Genomic DNA, 21,891 nt, shown 5'->3' with positions numbered 1-21,891 from the left:
CAAGGAGAACACCAATGACCGAAGTCACCACCCATCAGGCCGAGGATGATGCCCGCAATGAGGCCATCCTGATCTACGTTGACGGACAGATTGTCCCGAAAGCCCAGGCCACTGTCAGCGTCTACGACAGCGGCTTTATGCTGGGTGATGGGGTTTGGGAAGGGCTGCGGCTCTATGATGGCAAATGGGCCTTCATGGATGAGCATCTGGACCGGCTTTTCGAGGCGGCAAAGGCGATTGATCTCGACATCGGCATGGACCGGAAAGGCGTGGTTTCCGCCTTGTTAGAGACACAAAACGCCAACGGCATGACAACAGATGCCCACGCGCGGTTGATGGTGACACGCGGGGTGAAGGTGCGCCCTTTCCAACACCCCAGCCTCTCACAATCAGGGCCCACTTTCGTAATCATCATGGAACATTCGCGCCCTAAAATCCCGCGCCCGATTACCCTTGCCACGGTCCCCCACCAGCGCGGCCTGCCGATGACGCAGGATCCGAAGCTGAACAGCCACTCGAAACTCAACTGCATTCTCGCCTGTATCGCTGCGCAGAAGGCAGGTGCAGATGAGGCGCTGATGCTCGACGTGCATGGTTTTGTGAACACGACAAACGCCTGCAACTTCTTTATCGTCAAAAAGGGCGCGGTCTGGACCAGCACGGGCGACTATTGCATGAACGGCATTACCCGCCAAAAGGTGATCGACCTGTGCCGTGCCAACGACATTCCGGTGTTCGAACGCAACTACAGCCTCGTCGACACTTACGCGGCTGATGAGGCGTTTCTCACCGGCACCTTCGGCGCACAAACGCCCGTCAGCAGCATTGATGGCCGCATTATAGGTACCGGCGAATTGGGTCCAATGACCGCACGTTTGCGCGCGCTCTACAAGGATTTGGTGGACCGGTCATGATGTGTCATCTGTATGTACAGGTTGTGTACAGCTTGTGTACGGGATGTGGCCGATGAGAATCGCCATGTGGTCCGGTCCACGCAATCTCTCGACCGCGATGATGTACGCCTTTGGCAACCGTGCCGATTTCGCCGTATGGGATGAACCGTTTTATGCTCCCTATCTGAAAGCAACCGGCGCAAACCACCCGATGCGGGATGAGATCATCGCCGGGCACGAGACGGACCCGACGATTGTCGCACAGCGCTGTTTAGGCACTATTCCGGACAAAAAGCTGCATTTCTACATGAAGCACATGCCGCATCACATGATTACGGGCTTCCCGCTGGACTGGGCTCGGGACTGCATCAACATCCACCTCATCCGCCACCCCGCCCGCGTAATCGCGAGCTATGGTGCCAAACGCGATGAGATGACCCTCGAGGACATCGGCTTCACCCAGCAAGCGGCGCTTTATGACCAGATTGGTGGCCTCGTGATTGATAGCGCAGACATCCGCGCAGACCCCGAAAGAATGCTGCGAAAGCTCTGTGATGCCATAGACTTAGCCTTTGATCCCGCAATGCTGGCATGGCCTGCCGGACCATGCGCGGCCGATGGTGTCTGGGCCGCGCATTGGTACAATGCGGTCCACCAAAGTACGGGATTTGCCTCTGCTGAGGGGCCGCTGCCAATGGTGGATGACAAACATCACGAAATGCTGGCCAAGGCCCTACCGCTCTACGAAAAAATGCAGGCCAGAAAGCTCTGAGAGCCTTCGCCATTACTGGCCCGAAAATATCCTTGGGGGGACCCGGCACGGGTCGGGGGTAAAACCCCCTCAGCCCTTACGATTACGTGCCGCCAACAGTTTCAACCGCAGCGCGTTCAACTGGATGAACCCTTGCGCATCCGTCTGGTCATAAGCGCCCGCATCATCCTCAAAGGTCACATGCGCCTCGGAATAAAGCGACTGGTCCGACCAACGTGCAACAGTCGTAGCCGACCCTTTATAAAGCTTTACACGGACCGTTCCCGACACATGCTCCTGGCTCTTGTCGATCAGGGCCTGCAGCATTTCACGCTCTGGCGAGAACCAGAAACCGTTGTAAATCAGTTCCGCATATCGCGGCATGATGCTGTCTTTCAGGTGGCCCGCACCGCTATCAAGCGTAATCTGTTCAATCCCGCGATGCGCTTCCAGCAGCACGGTTCCGCCGGGTGTCTCGTAAATCCCGCGTGATTTCATCCCGACAAAGCGGTTTTCCACCAGATCAAGCCGGCCCACACCATGCTTGCCGCCCAGTTCATTCAGTTTGGTCAGGATCGTTGCAGGCGACATACGCTCGCCATTGATCCCCACGGCATCTCCGCGCTCAAATTCGATCTCGACCATTTCCGCGACATCCGGCGCATCTTCTGGTGCGACCGTCCGCTGGTACACGTAATCCGGCGCCTCAACACCCGGGTCTTCCAGCACTTTCCCTTCGGACGATGTGTGCAGCAGGTTGGCATCCACACTGAACGGGGCTTCGCCGCGCTTGTCCTTGGCAACAGGGATCTGGTTCTTTTCGGCAAACTCCAAAAGACGGGTCCGGCTCGTCAAATCCCACTCACGCCAGGGCGCGATCACCTTGATTTCAGGGTTCAACGCATAGGCTGCCAGTTCAAACCGGACCTGATCGTTGCCTTTGCCAGTCGCACCATGCGCCACGGCGTCGGCACCTTCAGCGGCGGCAATCTCGACCAGACGCTTGGAAATCAGCGGGCGCGCAATCGACGTACCCAACAGATAAAGCCCCTCATATAGCGCGTTGGCGCGGAACATCGGGAATACGAAATCGCGCACGAATTCTTCGCGCAGGTCCTCGATATAGATCGCAGATGCGCCCATCATCTCGGCCTTGGCGCGCGCCGGCTCGAGTTCCTCGCCCTGACCGAGATCGGCGGTAAAGGTCACCACCTCGCAGCCGTACTCGGTCTGCAGCCATTTCAGAATGATCGAGGTATCAAGCCCACCGGAATAGGCCAGAACAACTTTTTTCGGAGCGGTCATCAGCAAGCGCCTTTACGTCAATACAAGTTGTCTCGCGCGATAAAGGTTTTTCCCGACAGGGGCAAGAACAGCAACCAGTCCCGTTATTACTGGCCCAAAAATATCCTGGGGGAGGCGCGCAGCGCCGGGGGCAAAGCCCCCTTAAAACGCAAACCGCGCCACAAAATCCGCATCGCCGTCATTATAAAGCTCTGTCAAAGCCTCCTCGACGGACAACCACAGCGCCATATGCCCCGGCTCGCTGGGCGGGCCATGGGGCCGCACGGGGCGGGCCAGATAGATATGACACAGCTTTTCGGCCCAAAGATCGTATTCCGGCATAAAGGTGAACCGCCGGAACGCGCCCAGCTTGCGCGGTGCCGCAATGCGCCAGCCTGTTTCCTCAAACACCTCGCGGTGCAGCGCGTTCAAAGGATGTTCCCCAGGGTCAATACCGCCGCCGGGCAGTTGAACCTCATAATGCGGATCACCCTGATAGGTGCAGAGCAGCTTGCCTGCACGCGGTAAAATCGCGTAAACACCGGGTCGTAATTTGTAGCGCTGCCCGTTTTGTGGCACCTCGCCATACCGTCTGATCATAGCTTCACCCTTGGACGCCGCCTTGCCCCACCTATATAGGCGCGGTATGCCATCCAGAAACCTGTTAGGAAAGACCATGAGCCTCGGCACCAAAATCGCCTGGGACGATACCGTCCTGCCATTCCAACTTGACGCATCCGACATCCGTGGACGGGTGGCGCGGCTTGATGGTGTCTTGGAACAGGTTCTCAAGCAACACAACTACCCCGCAATGATCGAAGGTCTGGTGGCCGAGATGGCGCTGCTGACCGCCTTGATCGGTCAAACCATGAAACTGCGATGGAAACTGTCGTTACAGGTGCGCGGCGATGGCCCCGCCCGTTTGATCGCGACCGATTACTACGGCCCGACCGAGGACGGCGCCCCTGCGCGCATCCGTGCCTATGCATCCTATGATGCGGAAACACTGGACCAGTCAGCTGATGCGTTTAGCCAGATCGGCAAGGGGTATTTTGCAATCCTGATTGATCAGGGTCAGGATATGGCCCCCTATCAGGGGATCACGCCGATTGCTGGCGGCTCACTTTCCGCCTGTGCAGAAACCTATTTTGCGCAATCCGAACAGCTGCCGACGCGCTTTCAACTGACCCATGGTCTGTCGCAACTGCCCGGTGAAGGGACCCATTGGCGTGCGGGTGGCGTGATGTTGCAGCATATGCCCAAGGCGTCACCCCATGTGACCGGTGAAGGCGGATCAGGCGAAGATGGCCTGCTGGACGCAACGGATATCTTGGATGCCGAAGAGGGCGAAAACTGGATTCGTGCAAATGTGCTGTTGGATACGGTGGACGAGATTGAGCTGATCGGCCCAAGCGTTGCGCCCACGGACCTGCTTGTGCGTTTGTTCCATGAGGAACAGCCGCGTGTCTATGATGCACAGCCCGTCAAATTCGGTTGTAGCTGTTCCGAGGATGCGGTCCGTCAAAGCCTGTCGATCTATTCGGCCAAGGATATCGGCACCATGACAACCGAAGAAGGCACCGTAACAGCGGACTGCCAGTTCTGCGGCGCGCATTATATCTTCAAACCCGAAACGCTGGGGTTTGAAGCCACGGATACCGGTGCCTGATCTACGTAAAAGACTGGAAGACGCGCTTGCACAAGCGGGCAGCGCGTCTTCTGATTTTGACCTGAACGCTGATGTGAAAAAACCCGATGCGGTGCTCACGCCTGCGGCTGTTCTGATCGGAATTTGCGCGGAAACAGAGACTGTTATTCTCACAAAGCGCTCGGCGCGGCTCAAACATCACCCCGGTCAGATTGCCTTTCCTGGCGGCAAACAAGACCCGACTGACGCCACGCTTACTGATGCCGCCCTGCGCGAAGCGCGCGAGGAGATTGGTCTGCCCCCTGTGATTGTCGATGTTCTGGGTGAACTGCCTCCGCATCAGACCGTCACGGGGTATCAAGTGACCCCGGTTGTTGGCCTCATTGACGGGCACTATGATCCTGTGCCGGAGCAGGGCGAAGTGAGCGAGATCTTCGAGGTCCCTTTGGCACATCTTCTTGAGCCAAGAAACTACCTGATCGAGGGTCGCCGCTGGCAAGGTCGCCGCAGGCTCTATTACACCGTACCTTTCGGCCCCTATTATATCTGGGGTGCCACAGCGCGTATCTTGCGCGCCTTTGCCGAGCGCATGGCATGACCCGCATTTCCGCATCATGGTTGCACGATGAGGGCGCGCAAAAAGTCTGCGCTTTGCTGACCAACGCAGGCCATCAGGCGTGGTTTGTGGGGGGATGTGTCCGCAATGAACTGTTGGGTGCGCCTGTGGCGGATCTTGATCTTTCGACAGATGCCTTACCGCAAACCGTGATGACTTTGGCCAAGAAAGCACGGATCAAGGCCATTCCCACAGGGATCGACCACGGGACAGTCACTTTGGTTGTCAACGACACCCCGTTCGAGATCACGACGTTTCGCCGCGATGTCGCCACCGACGGCCGCCGCGCTGCTGTCGCCTTTTCCGATAACATCAAGGATGATGCGCGGCGTCGCGATTTCACCATGAATGCGCTCTATGCCGCCCCTGATGGCCAGATTACCGACCCTTTGGATGGTTTGCCCGATCTTGTCGCGCGCCGTGTGCGGTTTATCGAGGACGCCGATCAGCGGATCAAAGAAGACTACCTGCGCATCCTGCGGTTTTTCAGGTTTTACGCGTGGTATGGGGATGTGAGCGAAGGCCCCGACCGCGATGGGATGGCCGCCTGTGCGGATAATATCGAAGGCCTGCAATCGCTTTCGGTCGAGCGCATCACCGCTGAAATGCTCAAGCTTCTTGGCGCACCTGATCCCGCACCAGCTCTGGCTGCGATGGCCTCAACCGGGGCCTTGGCGCAGGTCTTGCCAGGTGCAGAAAGTGGGGCACTGGCCGTGCTCGTGCATCTGGAACAGTCACTTGGTATCGCGCCAGATCCCTTGCGCCGTTTGGCGGTTATCGGTGGGGACCCCGCGCGGGCGCTGCGCCTGTCTAACGCCCAATCCCGCGCGTTGGGTCATATCACCGCCGGTCTGTCGCCGGTTGAAACCGCGTATCGTCACGGCGAGGCCGCGGGACGGGATGTCTTGTTGGCGCAATCCGCGTCATCGGGACAGCCAATCGCCGACACCGCTCTTGCGGCGATCACCCATGCGGCAAACCAAGTATTTCCCCTCAAAGCCGCTGATCTGATGCCTGCACTTTCCGGTCCCGTGCTGGGCAAGGCCCTGCAAGACGCCGAGGCGCGGTGGATCGCCTCGGGCTTTACCCTCACGAAAGCAGACTTGCTTGGCTGATTACCTGCCGCTTATCGGATTCGTCTTTTTCGGCCTCTTTTCGCCCGGTCCGAATGTGATCCTGATCACCACGTCGGCTGCGCGGTTCGGGTTTCAGCGCACTCTGCCGCATATCATTGGTGTGGTCCTTGGCGTTGGCATCATTGCCGCTGTCACAGGCATCGGCATCGGGGCACTGATCACTGCACAGCCAGCGCTGGGCGGAGTGTTGAAGATCATTGCGGGCCTCTGGATTCTCTGGATGGCCTATAACCTCTGGCGCGCTGATCCGGCAAAGAAGCGCGAGACGGACAGGCCTTTTACATTCCTTCAGGTGATCCTGTTTCAATGGGTAAACCCAAAGGTCTGGGCTGTTGCGCTCAGCGCCACCGCCTATGTCGCGACACTGGCTCCCATGCAGCAGGTGCTGACCTTGGCGACGACCTTCTCCTCGCTCAACCTTGGCGTCTGCATCTTCTGGGCGGTCGCGGGTAGCATGCTGGCTTATCTGCTGAAAAACCCGGCTGCGTGGCGCATCTTCATGCGCGTCATGGCGCTGGCTTTGGCGGGTTTCTCGGTCCTGCTTTTTCTCTGAGATAAGCTTTGCTATAGCGAGGGTCTAACCCAGAAAGGCAGGCCCCGTGTTTCGTTGGTTCGAAGGTCTTGTCGATCCCTATGTGCCCTACAAGGAGAACGACACGCCGCCCAAGCGGCTTTACCCGTTTCTGCGCGCCTACGCAGAGCCGTTCAAAAAGGTGTTCTGGGTCACAGGTATCTCCGCCATCATCATCGCGATGATCGAAATCTGGCTGCTGAGCTATCTTGGCCGCCTTGTTGATATCCTTGGCGGTGGCACACCTGCGCAGGTTTGGGCCGAGAGTGGCGGTGAATTCCTGCTGGTTGCATTCCTGATCCTCACGATCCGTCCCGCCTTTCACATGTTGCAGATCCTGCTGCTGAACAACACGATCCTGCCGAATTTTGGCACGTTGGTCCGTTGGCGGGCGCACCGCCATGTGTTGCGGCAATCTGTGGGCTGGTTTGAGGATGATTTCGCAGGCCGGATTGCGAACCGCATCATGCAAACACCCCCTGCTGCGGGGTCTGTCGTGTTTCAACTGTTCGATGCGCTGACCTTTGCCGTGGCCTATATCATCGGCGCGGCCGTTTTGCTGGGGCAGGCGGATTTGCGGCTGTTGCTGCCGTTGATGCTCTGGCTTGTGCCCTATCTTTTCCTGCTTCACTGGGTGATCCGCCGCATTACACCTGCCTCTGAGGCGGCGTCGAATGCGCGCAGTGCGGTCACGGGGCGTGTCGTGGATAGCTACACCAACATTCACGCCGTCAAGATGTTCGCCCATCACGACCGCGAAATTGATTACGCAAAAGAAGCGATCGAGGAAGCGCGCCGGACCTTCCAGATCGAAATGCGGCTCTATACGCTGATGGACGCGGGATTGATGCTGCTGAATGGCGTATTGGTTGTGGGGGTCGTTGGCTGGTCCATCTGGCTCTGGATGCAGGGGATGGCATCGGTTGGTGTGGTGGCGGTCGCAACCTCGCTTGCGCTGCGCCTGAATTCGATGTCGGGCTGGATCATTTGGGCGATGACAGATTTTTTCCGCGAACTGGGCGTGGTGAAGGAGGGGATGCTGACGATCGCGCAACCTGTGACTTTGGTGGATCAACCGGATGCCAAGGTATTGGATATTCGGGCCGGCGCAGTCGAGGTCCGCAATCTGTCGCATCACTATGGCAAGAAAACCGGCGGTCTGGATCATGTGAACCTGTCCATTGCTGCGGGTGAAAAGGTTGGTCTTGTCGGGCAATCTGGTGCCGGAAAATCCACGCTCGTGAAGCTGCTGCTGCGGTTTTACGATGTGGAGCAGGGCCAGATCCTGATCGACGGGCAGGACATCAAGTTCGCCACTCAGGACAGCCTGCGCAGTGCCATCGGCATGGTGCAACAGGATAGTGCGCTTTTGCATCGCTCGGTGCGCGAGAATATCCTTTATGGCAATCCCGCCGCCACGGAAGAGGCCATGATTGCTGCCGCCCAAAAGGCCGAGGCGCATGATTTCATTCTTGGTCTGCAAGACAACGAAGGGAATACGGGATATGATGCCCGTGTCGGCGAACGCGGTGTGAAACTTTCGGGTGGACAGCGACAGAGGATCAGCCTTGCACGGGTGATTTTGAAAGATGCGCCGATACTGCTCTTGGACGAAGCGACGAGCGCACTAGATAGTGAGGTCGAAGCCGCAATTCAGCAGACACTTTATGGAATGATGGAGGGCAAGACCGTCATCGCCATCGCACACCGTTTGTCGACGATTGCCCGGATGGACCGGATCATCGTGATGGATCAGGGCCGCATCATTGAAGACGGCACCCATGACGCACTGCTGGCGGAAAATGGACAATACGCACGGTTCTGGGCGCGCCAATCAGGGGGCTTTCTGGGACAGGGCGGACAGGAAAATAATGACCCCAGAACGCTGGATTGACCCCTTTGAACCCGCCGAAGGCCCGCCGCCACAGACGCTGATGGCGTTCCTGCGCTGGTGCCTGAAAGGTAGCACGAAAATCACGCTTTGGGCTGGATTAGTCTCTGCTTTGGCAGGCACGCTTGAAGTCGCAACGGCGCTCATGCTGGGGTGGGTCATTGATGCCGCGCTCAATTCTTCGGGTGAGGGGTATTTCACCGAAAATGTACTTTTGTTGATGGGGGTCACCGCGTTCTTCATCGTTTTGCGTCCGGTTATCCTTGGTGTGTCGGGTGTGATGCAGGCGGTGGTTGTCGGCCCGTCATTGGGCAATCTGATCCTGTCACGCTTGCACCGCCATTCGATCGGCCAGTCGGTCACATTCTTTGACGATGATTTTGCCGGACGCATTGCACAAAAACAGATGCAGGCAGCGCGTGCTACTACTGACCTGATTGTCGATATGATCCATACGGTCGCCTTTGCTTTGGCGTCTTTGTTGGGTTCAATCATTTTGTTGTTCACGATAGACGCGCGGTCGGCCTTGCTTTTGGCCGTTTGGGCGGCGTCCTATATCTGGCTGATCCGTTTTTTCATGCCGCGTATCCGCGCAAGGTCCAAAGCGCGCGCCGCAACGCGAGCGATGGTCACAGGGCAGGTCGTGGATACGATTACCAATATCAAGACCGTCAAACTGTTTGCACATGACGCCCATGAAGATCGCGCGGCGATTGACGCGATGGAGAATTACTGGGGCACTGCGGTGCGCTATGGCTGGATGTCTGCATCCTTCCGCTTTTGGCTGATGGCGCTGGGCGGGCTGTTGCCTGTCATTCTGGTCGGCATGACGCTCTATTTCTGGAGCGTAGGCACCGCTTCTGCCGGCGATATCGCGGCCGCTGGCGCGATATCGCTGCGGCTTGCGCAGATGACCGGTTGGGTCAGTTTCACGTTAATGGGCATGTACGCAAATGTGGGCGAGGTCGAAGATGCGATGATCACGCTCAGCCCGGCACATACGTTGACTGATGCTGAAAACGCGATTGAATTGACCGCGCACAAGGGCGCGATTGCGCTGGAGGATGTGTCATTCACCTATGGCGGCGGCCCGGGTGGCTTGGACGGTGTCTCGCTGAATGTGGCGCCTGGTGAAAAGCTGGGGCTGGTCGGGGCCTCGGGTGCGGGCAAATCGACTTTGGTGGCGTTGTTGCTTCGGCTTTATGATGCCGAGGCGGGCAGGATTGCGATTGATGGCGCCGATGTGCGCGACGTGACCCAAGAAAGCCTGCGTCGCCAGATCGCGATGGTCACGCAGGAAACAGCGATGTTTAACCGCTCAGCCCGCGATAACATCAAATACGGAGAACCCGATGCGACGCAGGACGAAATCGAAGCTGCCGCAAAGCAGGCCGAGGCGCATGATTTCATCCTGACGCTGAAAGATCATAAAGGGCGCACCGGCTACGATGCGCATTTGGGCGAACGCGGGGTCAAGCTCTCGGGCGGTCAACGCCAGCGGATTGCCATTGCGCGCGCAATCCTGAAAGACGCACCAATTCTGGTGCTGGACGAGGCGACAAGCGCGCTTGACTCCGAGGTTGAAGCATCGATTCAGTCAGCGTTAGACTCTATTATGGACGGCAAGACCGTTATTGCGATCGCACACCGCCTGTCCACTTTGGCGCGGATGGACCGGATCGTCGTGCTTGACGCAGGTCGCATTGTCGAGGAAGGAACGCATGACGTGCTTTTGGCCCAAGGTGGTCTTTACGCGCGTTATTGGAATCGCCAATCTGGCGGGTTCATCAATGTGAAAGATGCGGCCGAATAAATGCTGATAATTGAAAGTCTGACCCACCTTGGCATGGGGCGCGCCTCTGACGGGCAATCCTTGCTGCCGCGTGTCTTGCCGGGCGAAGAGGTGGATGTCGCGCAAGACGGTACCTTGCGGATTGTGACGCCTTCCGTGGATCGGGTCGCCGCCCCCTGCCGTCATTTCAAGTCCTGCGGTGGTTGCGCGATGCAACATGCCACTGATGCGTTTGTTGCCGCGTGGAAACAGGATATCGTTGTCAAAGCCGTCCATGCCCGTGGGCTGGACCCCGTGTTCCGTGAAATCGCGACGTCACCCGCACAGTCGCGCAGGCGTGCGAAATTCTCGGGGCGACGCACGAAAAAGGGCGCGATGGTCGGGTTTCACACCCGCGCGTCGGATAACCTCGTGCAGGTGACGGACTGCCAGTTGGTCACACCCGCACTTCTGGCCAGTTTTCCCGCGCTTGAGGCTTTGACCGTTCTGGCCTGTTCGCGCAAAGGCGAAATTGACCTGACCGTGACGGATGCGGTTCTTGGCCCCGATGTATTGATCGGGACCGAGAAAGAGCTGACGCCGCAGTTGCGCGTGGAACTGGCTTCGCTCGCGAACCAGTTCGGTCTGTCTCGGTTGGTGTGGAACGATGAACCTGTCGTCATGATGAATCCGCCGATGCAGGATTTCGGTGGGACAGGTGTTGTGCCGCCGCCCGGAGCGTTTTTGCAGGCAACAAAACATGGTGAGGCCTCGTTACTTGCCGCAGTTGACGAAATCACTGCAGGTGCGGCCCGCATCATCGACCTTTTTGCAGGCTGCGGCACTTTCACTCTTCCGCTTTCAAAACGCGCAGAGGTGCATGCAGTTGAGAGCGAAGCTGCGATGCTGGCAGCACTTGATCGGGGCTGGCGGGCGGGACATCAGTTGCGTCGTGTCACCACAGAAACCCGCGATCTGTTTCGCCGCCCGCTTGAGGCGGACGAGTTGCGCCATTTTGATGCCGCTGTGATTGATCCTCCACGCGCAGGTGCCGAGGCCCAGATCGCGAATCTGGCAGAATCGGACATCAAGACCATTGCAATGGTATCCTGTAACCCCGTGACATTCGCCCGAGATGCAAGAATGCTCGTTGATGCAGGGTTTGTGATGCCTTGGGTGCAGGTTGTAGATCAGTTCCGCTGGTCACCGCATGTTGAAGTTGTTGCATCATTCACGCGGAAATGAGTGTAATCGCACAACATTATCTTTTCTGACACATCCACATCATATAATCTGTTCGAAACGGCGTAGACCGTAGCGATTGGGCAGAGACATGATTTCAAGACGTTCCATGATTGCGGGTTCAGCCGCATTTGGGCTTGCCGGGTGTGCAAGTCAGGCATCGGTTTACACTGGGCCAGAAGTAACCCGTATTCAGGTGCTGAAAGAACGGCGCGAGATGCAGTTGCTCAACAACCGTACGCTGCTGAAGTCCTACAAAATCGATCTGGGTTTTGATCCGATCGGCCACAAGACCCAAGAAGGTGACGGTCGCACGCCCGAAGGCGGCTACCGGATTGATCGGCGCAACCCCAACAGCCGCTTCCACCTATCTTTGGGGATCTCTTATCCTGATGCCAACGACCTTGCCTATGCGAAGGCCAAAGGTGTGGATCCGGGGGGTGATATCTTTATTCACGGAACACCGCAAAGATGGATCGGTACACCGGATTGGACGTGGGGCTGCATTGCAGTGACCAACGAAGAGATGGAAGAAGTCTACGCGATGGTCGACACGGGCACGCTGATCTACATCTACGCCTAGAAGCTGAAGCCGGCGATTGGCTGCCTGATGCTTGGGTCGCTACCCATGTTCAATGTCCACCAAAGCTTGGCTGATTCCTCTTGATACCATGCAAAGCCCATAAAACGCGCGTCGGGATCAAGGATTACAGCGCGCGTATCAGGTTGCGCCATCCACGCTCCGAGTGTCTGCAATTCTGTTTCAAATGACTCCGAGATGTTCTCACCCAAAAGCCGCCCAGGGAAACCCACACGACGTGCCCGTTCCAGCGGGCTTGAACCATCAGATCCAAAAAGCCAGGGCCTGTTCTGTACGGCCATATCGCGTGAGTGCGTCGCGGCGGCGGCATTGAGCCGTGAATCGAGTTCGACAGGCGGGACGCCTGCGGTGCGCCGCAACGCGTTGACACTGTCCAGCATCCGGAACTGCACAGCGGCTTCATCGCCGGAACGGATCACATAAGCCGTCGGCAAGGGGAGCCCATCTGGCCCAAGCGGTCTGTTGCTCGGAGCACTACAGGCCGCAAGTCCGACCGCTGCCAGTCCCATCACCATTTCGCGTCGCAACATTAGTCCGCTCGTCCTTTTTGAGTTTTTAAACCTTTAGCTTGATTGGCGTGACACTTCAAACCCACATCCACACAGATCGGCGGGAATGACATTTGTTTGAATTGCGATGCTAGGCCAGACACATTATCTAGCGTTAATAAGAAGAATGATCCTTTGAGGAGGGCCAAAATGACAAATACGTTCTCGCGCCGTGGGTTCTTGGCAGCTTCCGCAGCCATGGTCGGCACAGGGGCTGTTGCACAGACGGCCAATAGTACCGAAATCGAGGCTGATATCTCGCAGGGTGTTCAACGGAATATCGCAAGTTTCCGGTCTCTGGATTGGCAACCCTATTTCAGCAATCTGAACAACGGCGCAATTCTTGTCGATCTGCAGTCGCGGGCTTTGCATTTCTGGTCCGAAGATGAGGCGATTTATAAGCTTTATCCGACAAGTGTTCCGCTGTCCGATGAGCTAACACGGACGGGCCGGACCGAGATTACACGCAAAGTAGAAGGACCAAGCTGGGCGCCGACGCCATCCATGAAGCTGCGTAACCCCGAATGGCCGGATTTCATTGGTCCGGGTCCTGACAACCCGCTTGGTACGCATGCCTTGCACCTGTCTTGGCAATACTACCGTATTCACGGTACCCATGACACACGCAAGATTGGCCGCCGGTCCTCTAACGGGTGCGTTGGCCTGTATAACGAACAGATTGCAGAGCTCTATGCGCTGACCCGTGTCGGTACGCAGGTTCTTCTGATTTGACAGTCATACGATGGAATTAACGAAAAAGGCGCACCTTTGGATGCGCCTTTTTTGTATGTTTTTATCAAGCGCCCGTTTCGCCCTATTTTCTGACAAAACCCAGACGCCACCACTTTTTCTTGCGCTCTTCGGCAGCCAATCGCGCTGCTTTGCGGGCTTCAAGTTCTGCAACTGTCTTTTCCACCGCGCGCTGCTCTTCCACTGTGTCGACCAGACTGCTTATCCCCGTCTGAGGCGCTTTGCCTGTCTCGTGGTTGAATTCCTGAACCCAACCCGGTGCCCTTACCGGTTTCGCTTCTGTTGGCTTGAGCTCGAGCGGTTGTGATTTGGGTGTGCGTGGTTCCGAGTTCAGGACGTACTCATTTGTCTCGGATACCAAACGTGTCAGAGTCTTGTTGAGGTCAAACCGGGAATTTACCTTTAGCGGTTTTACCCGCTCGCCTTCTTTGTTGATGATGTTGAGCCATTCCCGTGCTGACTGGATCCGTGCCTTTGGCAAGATCTGCATGGCTTTGTCGATCGCTTCGAGAAATGCGCGATCATATTCAGGGAAGCGTCCGGCAAGCGGCTCACACGGATCAGGGTTTCTGCCAGCAAATTCGGCCATGCGGGTTTGGCTGTTTGGCGGGGCAACACCGCTGATCAGGTGATAGAACGTGGCGCCAAGCGCATAAAGGTCACTGCTGGGGCCTTGTTTTCCGCCTGCAAAGTAGAATTCCTGCGGGGAATAGCCATCTTTCACGATCAACACGGATGAAACAGCACGTGTTTCACGGCTGGCTTCTTCGCGTGCAGCGCCGAAATCAATCAGGAACGGGCTTCCCCATTTGTCCAACAGAATGTTGTCGGGCGATATATCGCGGTGCAGCAGGTCATTTTGGTGTACCAGATCAACCGCATCCAGAACCTTGATCAGGATTTCCTTGATCTGGGCTGGCGGCAAAGGCTTGTTCTTGTCATTCACAATGCTCAGCAAATCGCGGCCGTGAATCAGATCAAGAACCATATAGGCGGTCTGGTTATCCTCGAAGATGCGATGGACGCCCACGATATTGGGGTGACGCATCTTCGCGATGCTCCGCGCCTCGCGCATGAACATCTTTACAATTGTACGGTATTTTTCTTTGTGCTGGTCAGAGCGCACAAGCACGTTCTTGCCTTGGCGCATACAGAATACTTCGGGATAGCATTCTTTGATAACAACGCGACGATCAAGGTAATTGTCCCTCGCCAGATAGGTGATCCCAAAGCCGCCGTTGCTTAGCGCCCGTTCAACCGTAAACTGATCACCCAACAGGTGCGTCCCATCAGGAAGTGCTTCACTTCTTTCCTGTTGCTCGTCACCTTGCATTGGCTGGGTTGCTGCATTCATAATTCTCACTTGTCGTGCCATACTCTCGGCACGCTCCAAACAAACACTTTACGACAGTTTTATGTCATTGAATTATGTTTCCTTTGGGGCGGTGACCGGTAAAAATATGGCACAATTTGCGCAAAAGGCAGTCTTTTCAAACGATCAGCCGGTAATTCTTCATGCAGCGCGCGTCTAATTGGTAGAAAATATGAAAATCAGACAATCTGTTGCCGACTGCCGCAATCAGGTTCCGGCTCTGATTCTTGTGGTTTTCAGCACGGTTCCGTCAGTGTCGCAGATCAGCCGAACGCGTTGACCTTTATACCAAAATGTCAGACGTACACGCCCCGCATCATCGTCAACACCTTGTTCGGAACGGCTTGTGATTTCGCCCGACCGCATTTTGGCTGGCACCTCGGCAGGATCCAGACCAAGAAGTGGTCCAAGATCATGGGCGTCAACTGTCGCAACGGTATCGGACAGATCGACTTTCATCGCTGACGTTCAGCCCAACCAGCCCTTGAGGTTTTTCTCAATCACGCCCGAGAGCGCGTCAATATGTGCGGGATCATCGTTGAGGCACGGAATATAGGTGAAGTGCTCGCCGCCGGCCTCTTCAAAGCTCTCTTTGATCTCTTCGTTGATCTCTTCCAGAGTCTCGATGCAGTCAGCTGAGAAAGCAGGGGCACAAACGGCGATGTTTTTAACGCCGTCCTCTTCTGCAAGGCGTGCAACCTCTTCAACTGTATAGGGTTTCAGCCATTCCTCTGGTCCGAAACGCGACTGGAATGTCGTGACGATCTGCGTGTCATCCCAGCCCAGGCGTTCTTTGAGCAGGCGCGTCGTTTTTTGGCATTGGCAGTGATAGGGGTCACCCTCGCGCAGATAGCGTTCAGGGACACCATGGTACGAACACACCAGTTTTTCGGGCTTTGTTTCTGCTTCCGCATAGGCGCGCTCGATGGATTGCGCCAAAGCCTCAATGTAAGCGGGTTCGTTGAAGTAAGGCTCAACAACACGTGCCACAGGCTGCCATTTCTCGTCCATTAGGGCGCGAAAGAATTGGTCGTTTGCTGTGGCTGATGTTGCACCCGCGTAATGCGGGTAAAGCGGGAAGAAGAGGATCTTGGTACATCCTGCTTCCACCATTTCACGCACCTTCGACTTCGTCGAAGGGTTGCCATAGCGCATGCAGAAATCCACGCGTACATCATCGCCATACCGTTCAACCATCTGCGCCTTGATCGCGGCGGTTTGCTTTTTGGTGATGGTCAGAAGCGGGCTTTCGTTGTCTTCCTCGTTCCAGATCGACTTATACGCCGCACCGGACGAAAACGGGCGCTTGGTCAGGATGACCAACTGCAAGAGCGGTTGCCAGATCCAGGCTGAATAATCCACGACACGTTTGTCGGACAGAAATTCATTCAGGTACCGCCGCATCGACCAATAATCGGTTGCATCAGGTGTCCCAAGATTTGCCAGCAAAATGCCAACACGGGCCGGTTTCACCGACGGATGATCGGGTTGCGCATGTACGGGGCATACGGCGGGGCGCTCTTCGGCCTGGTTCTGTGCATCAAACATTTTCATGGGCCCTTAGGTAACGTCATTTTGCTGGTAGTTAAATGGGATACGCGCCGCATCAATCATTGGACCTGTTTAAAGGCGTTTCTTTTGTGTTTAGCGCATCCGCAAGGCGCGTTTTCGCGCTACCGGGGCGCAATGGCTGCGGTTGGCTCTCGGCAGGTGCCCATCCAGTGAGCGTGATGAACTCAAAAGTGGCATCGACGCGATTCTCTGTATTGCGGAAATTGTCAGCGTAAATGCAGGCTGCCTCGGTCAGCACATTGCGCCGCGTCGGGTGCTTGATCCTGCCCGTGAGCGCGTTGTTTTCCCCCATCTTGCGTAGATCGTGCATCAGGTGAAAGGCATTGACGTAGCTGGCCGTCAGCGGTGTGCCGTCAGCGACTGGCAAGGCAAAGCCGGCCCGTTGCAGCAATCCGCCCAGATCACGAATTTCGCCCATGGGTGCGATCCGTGGCGATAGTCCACCGGTTATAGCGACCTCGGCCTCGGCCAATGACATGCGCAACTCATGCAGGGTTTGCCCGCCAAGGAATGTGCAGAGCAACAACCCGTCTGGCTTCAACGCATGGCGCGCCTGCACCAGCTGGCCGACAGGGTCATTCGACCAATGCAGGCACATGGTGTGCAGGATCAGGTCATGCGCCTGCGGTTTCAGATCAAGGGTGTCGTCATCGGGCACAATCGTCGCATCAGGGTAACGCGCGGCCCAAAAATCGGGGAAACCGGTGACAATCGCGACGGACGTAAAGGTTCTGTTAACCTCAAACAGTCTCTCTTGAAGTTCATCGGCAGCATGTTCTTGCAGGAACAACGCCTCGGGCAAAGCGCGGGCGCGGTTGCGCATCAAGGCGGTACGGTCGGTGATCTGGGGCATATCCATGCCGGTCATTTAGGGTGCATTCATGCGGTTGCAAAGCGTCATTCGGGCAATTTATCCCGCGCAATGTGTCGCGTGCGACGCGCCGACCGAGGATGACTTTGGTCTTTGCGCCGCATGTTGGCGCGAAACACAGTTCATTGGCGGGCTGGTTTGCGACAGTTGCGGCGTGCCATTGCCCGGGGAAGACCATGGCGAAACGGTGCAGTGTGATGATTGCATGACCATTGCGCGTCCTTGGGATCGCGGGCGCACGGTGCTGGACTATAGCGGCGTCGGACGGCGCCTTGTCTTGTCACTCAAGCATGGTGACCGTACCGAACTTGCACGCCCAGCGGCGCGGTGGATGGCGCAAAAAATTACGAATTGGGCTGATATAGACACTGTTTTTGTGCCTGTCCCGCTACATTGGCTGCGGCTTCTTCGCAGGCGCTACAACCAATCTGCCTTGCTTGCGCAAGAGATCGCCAAAGTGATGAATACGCCGGTTTGTGTTGATGCGCTTTTGCGGCCCAAACGCACTGCGACCTTGCAAGGCCATAGCCGCGACGCGCGCTTTGCCGAGCTTGCAGGGGCTATTTTGCCGAACCCGAAACGCTTGCCGCAGATCGCGGGTAAACACGTGATTTTGGTGGATGATGTCATGACCTCGGGGGCCACGCTGGCTGCCAGTGCCGAGGCTGCGATGGCCGGTGGTGCCAGAAATGTGTCGATTGTTACTCTGGCAAGAGTGGTCAAAGACGCTTAGATCAGTGCTAACGCGATGCAAGGATCACTCTTATGGCAACTGTCGAGATTTATACCAAACCAACCTGCGGGTTTTGTCATATGGCCAAACGCCTGCTGTCTTCCAAAGGGATCAGCTTTGCCGAGGTGAATATCTCTGCGCAGCCCGAGCGCCGTGCAGAAATGATCCAGCGCGCGAATGGCGGCAGCACAGTGCCGCAGATATTCATCGACGGCACCCATGTGGGCGGTTGTGATGATCTTTTCGCACTTGAGCGCGGCGGCAAACTGGACGCGCTGCTCGCTGCATGAAGGCGGCCCTCCTGCAACTCAATGTCAGCGATGATCCCGTCACCAATCTGGCGCGGACCGCTGACATGGTCGCACAAGCGGCCGGGCAGGGCGCAGGTTTTGTCCTGACGCCGGAAGTCACCAACTGCGTCTCGCAGGATCGCGCGCATCAAAAGCGCGTGTTGCAGCACGAGGCCGAGGATATCACCCTTGCCGGACTGCGCGAGGCGGCGATCCGCCATGGCGTCTGGCTCTCGGTTGGCTCTTTGGCACTGAAAACCGACGACCCTGACGGGCGTTTTGCAAACCGGTCGTTCCTGATTGATCCTGCGGGGCAAATCGTTGCGCGCTATGACAAGATCCATATGTTTGATGTGACTGTGTCAGAGACAGAAACCTACCGCGAATCCGCCGGGTATCGGCCGGGCACCCATGCAGTTGTCGCGGATACGCCTTTCGCAAAGATCGGGCTGAGTATCTGCTACGATATCCGTTTCGCCTATCTTTACCGTGCGCTTGCCCAAGCAGGTGCGCAGGTTTTGCTTGTGCCGTCCGCATTTTCCCCCGTAACTGGGGCCGCACATTGGGAACCCTTGCTGCGCGCGCGCGCCATTGAGATGGGGTGCTATGTCTTGGCCGCCGCCCAGACCGGCCAGCATGCGGCCCAAGCAGGCAGGCCGCGCCAAACATATGGGCACACGATGGCAATTTCGCCTTGGGGCGAGGTGTTGGCGGATTTAGGCACCGAACCGGGGTTTGCCTTGGTTGATCTTGACCCTGCGGAAGTGGCACAAAGCCGCAAACGGATTGCGGCCCTCAGCCATGATCGTCCCTTTGAAGGTCCCTGATGTCAGATACCGCACATAACCTCGCCGTGTCCCTGTTCAGCGAAATTCTCGCTGTGGATCAATTGGCGCGGGCGAATGTGGCGCGGGTCTTGCCAAAAGGGATGGAGCTTTCACATTTTTCGGTTCTGAACCATCTGGCGAATGCGGGTGTTGAACGGACGCCTGCGCAACTGGCCAAGACGTTCCATCTGACCCGCGGGGCGATGACAAACACCCTTCAAAAACTTGAATGGGCGGGGTGGGTGCATGTGCGGCCCGATTGGGATGATGCACGGCGCAAGATGGTGGCGATCAGCCCATCGGGGCAGGCCGCCCGCGACGCTGCACTGGCCGCTATCGCGCCAGTCATCGCCGATGTCGTGACCAAGGTGGGTGAGGACAAAGCCAAAGCCGTTTTGCCCGTCCTGCGGGAAATGCGATTGAAGCTGGGGCAGATCGACTAGCGCCGCGTTATGCGTCTAGAGGGTGTCCCCCGGAGACGGTTTTTCAAGATCAAAAGGCGTCATAAGTCCTTCCCGCAAGGCGACTTTGGGCGTCCACCCGAGCAAGTCTTGGGCTTTTTTGATGTCTGGCTGCCACCTGCAACAAGGACGGTCCTATTGCGCCAGAAACTCACGCGCGGCGCTCGCGTTCTGCAATGGCACGTACGGCAAAACCTGTTTCACTTTCAAAGGTCAGGCCCTTGGCCAGGATTTTGGCCCTGTCTGGCGATGTCGCGGGCCTCGGCTGGATGCGATTTGACCCAGTCGATCCTTTCTCTCAGGTCCGAAAGGTCGGCGCTGATCGGTACGAAGTGCTCCCACGGGATCAGCCGGTCATAGTACCATTGCTGATAGCCAAAGGGGCTTGCGACCTTGAGCACACAGCAACCCAGCTTCAACCGCTGCAAAAGGTTGCACCAAGCGTTCGTAAAGCCGTCAATATCAATCGCGTATTTCATGGCTCCCCAGTCATGGGTCGGAATGAAATCGCCAAGAAGTCCTGCATTGCGAAGGACACTGTTTTCATTGCGTTGCGGGTCCGAAACAAACTTGAAATCAACATCCAGCGCTTTGCATTTTTGTGCCATGCGCAATCGCTGTATCACGCCGGGATTGTCTTCTGCCCATGGTTCGAGCGAGAAATGCCCGGTCCCGTTCAGCGCACCGCGCCAGATAATATCTTCATGCCGCAGGTCCCATGCTGGAGCACTCTGTGCCGCGAACAGATCTGTTGCGGCATAGCCGTGGTCGCGAAAAAAATGCGGGTCTGGCAAGAGTGTGTACTCTGATGAAGCGGCAGAGAACCTGTAGCGCGCGACACTCTGCTGGTTGCCATCAGAGATATTTACCATGATTTCATGTTCGCCTTCCGTCATGCTGACCCAGTAGACACAGGATGCAATGCGGTCCCGGAAATAGTTGAGCGAGAATCGCGGCAGGTTCTGGTTGATGAAAACGGTTATTTTGCCGTCAGTCTTGGAAATGATAATATCGGTCGGCGATATGGGGATGTTGGATTTGCGCACCCTGAAAGGCACTGGTGTGACGCCAGCGCGATTGAACACCTTTCTGGCATCGCGCATGATAAGCCAAGGCTGTTTAAACTTTGCGCGCGTATTCCGAAGTTGCCGCTTAAAATGCGATAAAGATGATATCAAAAGTTCAATTCCAGGTCGTCGAGCGGGATAGTTTCATCAATCCCGCTCCTCAGCAACAACGCTGTTGAACTATCCTTGCAACGGCAAAGCTACGCAACAGGCTTTGTTGCGGCCGTCACATAGTTGACTGACAGGTCACGGTCCGAGATGGACCATGTGAACTTGGCAAAATTGAACACGAAACCTTTGCGGTCCACCGGTGTCATACCGGCTTTTTCCAGAAAGCCGAACAGCTCGTCCGGCGTGATGAATTTGTTCCACTCATGCGTGCCCTTTGGCAGCCAGCGCATCACGTATTCGGCCCCGACAATCGCCATCATAAAGGATTTCGGGTTGCGGTTGATGGTCGAACAAATGTGAATGCCGCCCGGTTTCATCAGTTGCTGGCACGCATCCAGATAGCCCTGTGGATCGGCCACATGTTCGACCACTTCCATATTCAGAACGGCATCGAATTGTTCGCCTGCTGCGGCCATCGCCTCGGCCGTGGTGTGGCGATAGTCGATCTCAAGGCCGGATTGTTCGGCATGGATTTGTGCCACGGGAATATTGCGTTCCGCGGCATCGGCCCCCACGACAGTCGCGCCCAACCGCGCCATTGGCTCGCATAGAAGCCCGCCACCGCAGCCGATATCAAGGATCCGCAGGCCTTTGAATGCTTCGGGTTGGCTCAGGTCGCGCCCGAATTCGGCGGCAATTTGACGCGTGATATAGTCAAGCCGCACAGGGTTCATCATGTGCAGCGGCTTGAATTTGCCATTCAGATCCCACCATTCCGCGGCCATCGCCTCAAACTTGGCAATTTCACCGGGGTCTACTGTGTTCGTTGCCGACATTTTCATCGCTCCGCATTGTGGTCACTCACTTCAAGTCGCGATATAGGGT

Annotated in this window: 24 protein-coding genes; 15 read left to right on the top strand and 9 right to left on the bottom strand. The window is 56.7% G+C overall.

Annotated elements, in window-relative coordinates; genetic code table 11:
• Positions 1–14 precede the first annotated feature (14 nt).
• On the top strand, positions 15–914 hold the full coding sequence (locus SJY29_RS15520) for a D-amino acid aminotransferase (protein ID WP_400084572.1): 900 nt from the start codon (positions 15–17) through the stop codon (positions 912–914).
• Between the two features lie 52 nt (positions 915–966).
• Positions 967–1,665, top strand: a complete 699-nt coding sequence (locus tag SJY29_RS15515; protein WP_400084569.1) for an HAD family hydrolase — start codon at positions 967–969, stop codon at positions 1,663–1,665.
• Positions 1,666–1,734: 69 nt separating this feature from the next.
• On the opposite strand, the gene SJY29_RS15510 is transcribed toward SJY29_RS15515, so the two are convergent.
• Both SJY29_RS15510 and SJY29_RS15505 read right to left on the bottom strand, forming a co-directional pair.
• Positions 1,735–2,949 (bottom strand): argininosuccinate synthase, encoded by a 1,215-nt coding sequence (locus SJY29_RS15510; protein WP_110277746.1) that lies wholly within the window; start codon positions 2,947–2,949, stop codon positions 1,735–1,737.
• 141 nt (positions 2,950–3,090) lie between these two features.
• A complete protein-coding gene (locus SJY29_RS15505) occupies positions 3,091–3,528 on the bottom strand; it encodes an NUDIX hydrolase (protein WP_400084566.1) in 438 nt (145 codons plus the stop codon).
• A gap of 76 nt (positions 3,529–3,604) precedes the next feature.
• Between SJY29_RS15505 and SJY29_RS15500 the strand changes: the two genes are divergently transcribed.
• From SJY29_RS15500 to SJY29_RS15465, 8 genes are all read left to right on the top strand, one after another.
• The gene (locus SJY29_RS15500) at positions 3,605–4,597 is read left to right on the top strand and encodes an Hsp33 family molecular chaperone HslO (RefSeq protein ID WP_400084563.1); all 993 of its coding nucleotides are present in this window, start codon (positions 3,605–3,607) and stop codon (positions 4,595–4,597) included.
• The gene (locus SJY29_RS15495; RefSeq protein ID WP_400084560.1) at positions 4,590–5,174 is read left to right on the top strand and encodes a CoA pyrophosphatase; all 585 of its coding nucleotides are present in this window, start codon (positions 4,590–4,592) and stop codon (positions 5,172–5,174) included. Before SJY29_RS15500 ends, SJY29_RS15495 begins: the two co-directional genes overlap by 8 nt.
• Positions 5,171–6,307, top strand: a complete 1,137-nt coding sequence (locus SJY29_RS15490; protein ID WP_400084557.1) for a CCA tRNA nucleotidyltransferase — start codon at positions 5,171–5,173, stop codon at positions 6,305–6,307. The genes SJY29_RS15495 and SJY29_RS15490 overlap by 4 nt, the downstream gene beginning before the upstream one ends.
• Positions 6,300–6,881, top strand: coding sequence for a LysE family translocator (locus tag SJY29_RS15485; RefSeq protein ID WP_400084554.1), 582 nt, complete (start codon positions 6,300–6,302; stop codon positions 6,879–6,881). Before SJY29_RS15490 ends, SJY29_RS15485 begins: the two co-directional genes overlap by 8 nt.
• Positions 6,882–6,927: 46 nt before the next feature.
• Positions 6,928–8,793 carry an ABC transporter ATP-binding protein gene (locus tag SJY29_RS15480; RefSeq protein ID WP_400084551.1) on the top strand — a complete coding sequence of 622 codons (1,866 nt, stop codon included), beginning with the start codon at positions 6,928–6,930 and terminating at the stop codon, positions 8,791–8,793.
• Positions 8,771–10,603 carry an ABC transporter ATP-binding protein gene (locus SJY29_RS15475; RefSeq protein ID WP_400084548.1) on the top strand — a complete coding sequence of 611 codons (1,833 nt, stop codon included), beginning with the start codon at positions 8,771–8,773 and terminating at the stop codon, positions 10,601–10,603. Before SJY29_RS15480 ends, SJY29_RS15475 begins: the two co-directional genes overlap by 23 nt.
• The gene (locus SJY29_RS15470; RefSeq protein ID WP_400084545.1) at positions 10,604–11,806 is read left to right on the top strand and encodes a class I SAM-dependent RNA methyltransferase; all 1,203 of its coding nucleotides are present in this window, start codon (positions 10,604–10,606) and stop codon (positions 11,804–11,806) included.
• Positions 11,807–11,894: 88 nt separating this feature from the next.
• Entirely contained in the window at positions 11,895–12,386 is a 492-nt protein-coding gene (locus SJY29_RS15465; RefSeq protein WP_286163672.1) for a murein L,D-transpeptidase family protein, read from the top strand.
• Here SJY29_RS15465 and SJY29_RS15460 read toward each other — a convergent pair.
• Positions 12,383–12,934 (bottom strand): CAP domain-containing protein, encoded by a 552-nt coding sequence (locus SJY29_RS15460; RefSeq protein WP_110277736.1) that lies wholly within the window; start codon positions 12,932–12,934, stop codon positions 12,383–12,385. The two genes, SJY29_RS15465 and SJY29_RS15460, sit on opposite strands and share 4 nt — an antisense overlap.
• 168 nt (positions 12,935–13,102) lie before the next feature.
• Between SJY29_RS15460 and SJY29_RS15455 the strand changes: the two genes are divergently transcribed.
• Entirely contained in the window at positions 13,103–13,684 is a 582-nt protein-coding gene (locus SJY29_RS15455) for a L,D-transpeptidase (RefSeq protein ID WP_400084541.1), read from the top strand.
• Between the two features lie 82 nt (positions 13,685–13,766).
• On the opposite strand, the gene SJY29_RS15450 is transcribed toward SJY29_RS15455, so the two are convergent.
• From SJY29_RS15450 to SJY29_RS15435, 4 genes are all read right to left on the bottom strand, one after another.
• The gene (locus tag SJY29_RS15450; RefSeq protein WP_400084538.1) at positions 13,767–14,978 is read right to left on the bottom strand and encodes a serine/threonine protein kinase; all 1,212 of its coding nucleotides are present in this window, start codon (positions 14,976–14,978) and stop codon (positions 13,767–13,769) included.
• 303 nt (positions 14,979–15,281) lie between these two features.
• A complete protein-coding gene (locus tag SJY29_RS15445; protein WP_110277733.1) occupies positions 15,282–15,533 on the bottom strand; it encodes a DUF6522 family protein in 252 nt (83 codons plus the stop codon).
• Between the two features lie 9 nt (positions 15,534–15,542).
• Positions 15,543–16,628 (bottom strand): ferrochelatase, encoded by a 1,086-nt coding sequence (gene hemH / locus SJY29_RS15440; RefSeq protein WP_400084535.1) that lies wholly within the window; start codon positions 16,626–16,628, stop codon positions 15,543–15,545.
• Positions 16,629–16,680: 52 nt separating this feature from the next.
• Complete coding sequence (locus tag SJY29_RS15435; protein ID WP_400084532.1) at positions 16,681–17,505, bottom strand: SAM-dependent methyltransferase; 825 nt, start codon at positions 17,503–17,505, stop codon at positions 16,681–16,683.
• A 22-nt stretch (positions 17,506–17,527) separates the two neighbouring features.
• Between SJY29_RS15435 and SJY29_RS15430 the strand changes: the two genes are divergently transcribed.
• From SJY29_RS15430 to SJY29_RS15415, 4 genes are read left to right on the top strand one after another with little or no spacing between them, the layout of a single operon-like run.
• A complete protein-coding gene (locus tag SJY29_RS15430) occupies positions 17,528–18,250 on the top strand; it encodes a ComF family protein (protein WP_400084530.1) in 723 nt (240 codons plus the stop codon).
• Between the two features lie 32 nt (positions 18,251–18,282).
• The gene (grxC, locus tag SJY29_RS15425; RefSeq protein ID WP_076660395.1) at positions 18,283–18,540 is read left to right on the top strand and encodes a glutaredoxin 3; all 258 of its coding nucleotides are present in this window, start codon (positions 18,283–18,285) and stop codon (positions 18,538–18,540) included.
• Positions 18,537–19,367, top strand: coding sequence for a carbon-nitrogen hydrolase family protein (locus SJY29_RS15420; protein ID WP_400084526.1), 831 nt, complete (start codon positions 18,537–18,539; stop codon positions 19,365–19,367). The genes grxC and SJY29_RS15420 overlap by 4 nt, the downstream gene beginning before the upstream one ends.
• Entirely contained in the window at positions 19,367–19,810 is a 444-nt protein-coding gene (locus tag SJY29_RS15415; protein ID WP_110277728.1) for a MarR family winged helix-turn-helix transcriptional regulator, read from the top strand. The genes SJY29_RS15420 and SJY29_RS15415 overlap by 1 nt, the downstream gene beginning before the upstream one ends.
• A gap of 224 nt (positions 19,811–20,034) precedes the next feature.
• Here the strand turns inward: SJY29_RS15415 and SJY29_RS15410 are convergent, their stop codons facing one another.
• A complete protein-coding gene (locus SJY29_RS15410) occupies positions 20,035–20,931 on the bottom strand; it encodes a glycosyl transferase family 90 (RefSeq protein ID WP_400084522.1) in 897 nt (298 codons plus the stop codon).
• Positions 20,932–21,095: 164 nt separating this feature from the next.
• Positions 21,096–21,848, bottom strand: coding sequence for a bifunctional 2-polyprenyl-6-hydroxyphenol methylase/3-demethylubiquinol 3-O-methyltransferase UbiG (ubiG, locus tag SJY29_RS15405; protein ID WP_400084519.1), 753 nt, complete (start codon positions 21,846–21,848; stop codon positions 21,096–21,098).
• Positions 21,849–21,891 lie beyond the last annotated feature (43 nt).

Source organism: Yoonia sp. R78084, from assembly GCF_044595625.1.
Taxonomy (GTDB): Bacteria; Pseudomonadota; Alphaproteobacteria; order Rhodobacterales; family Rhodobacteraceae; genus Yoonia.
This window is presented reverse-complemented; position numbering and strand designations above follow the sequence as displayed.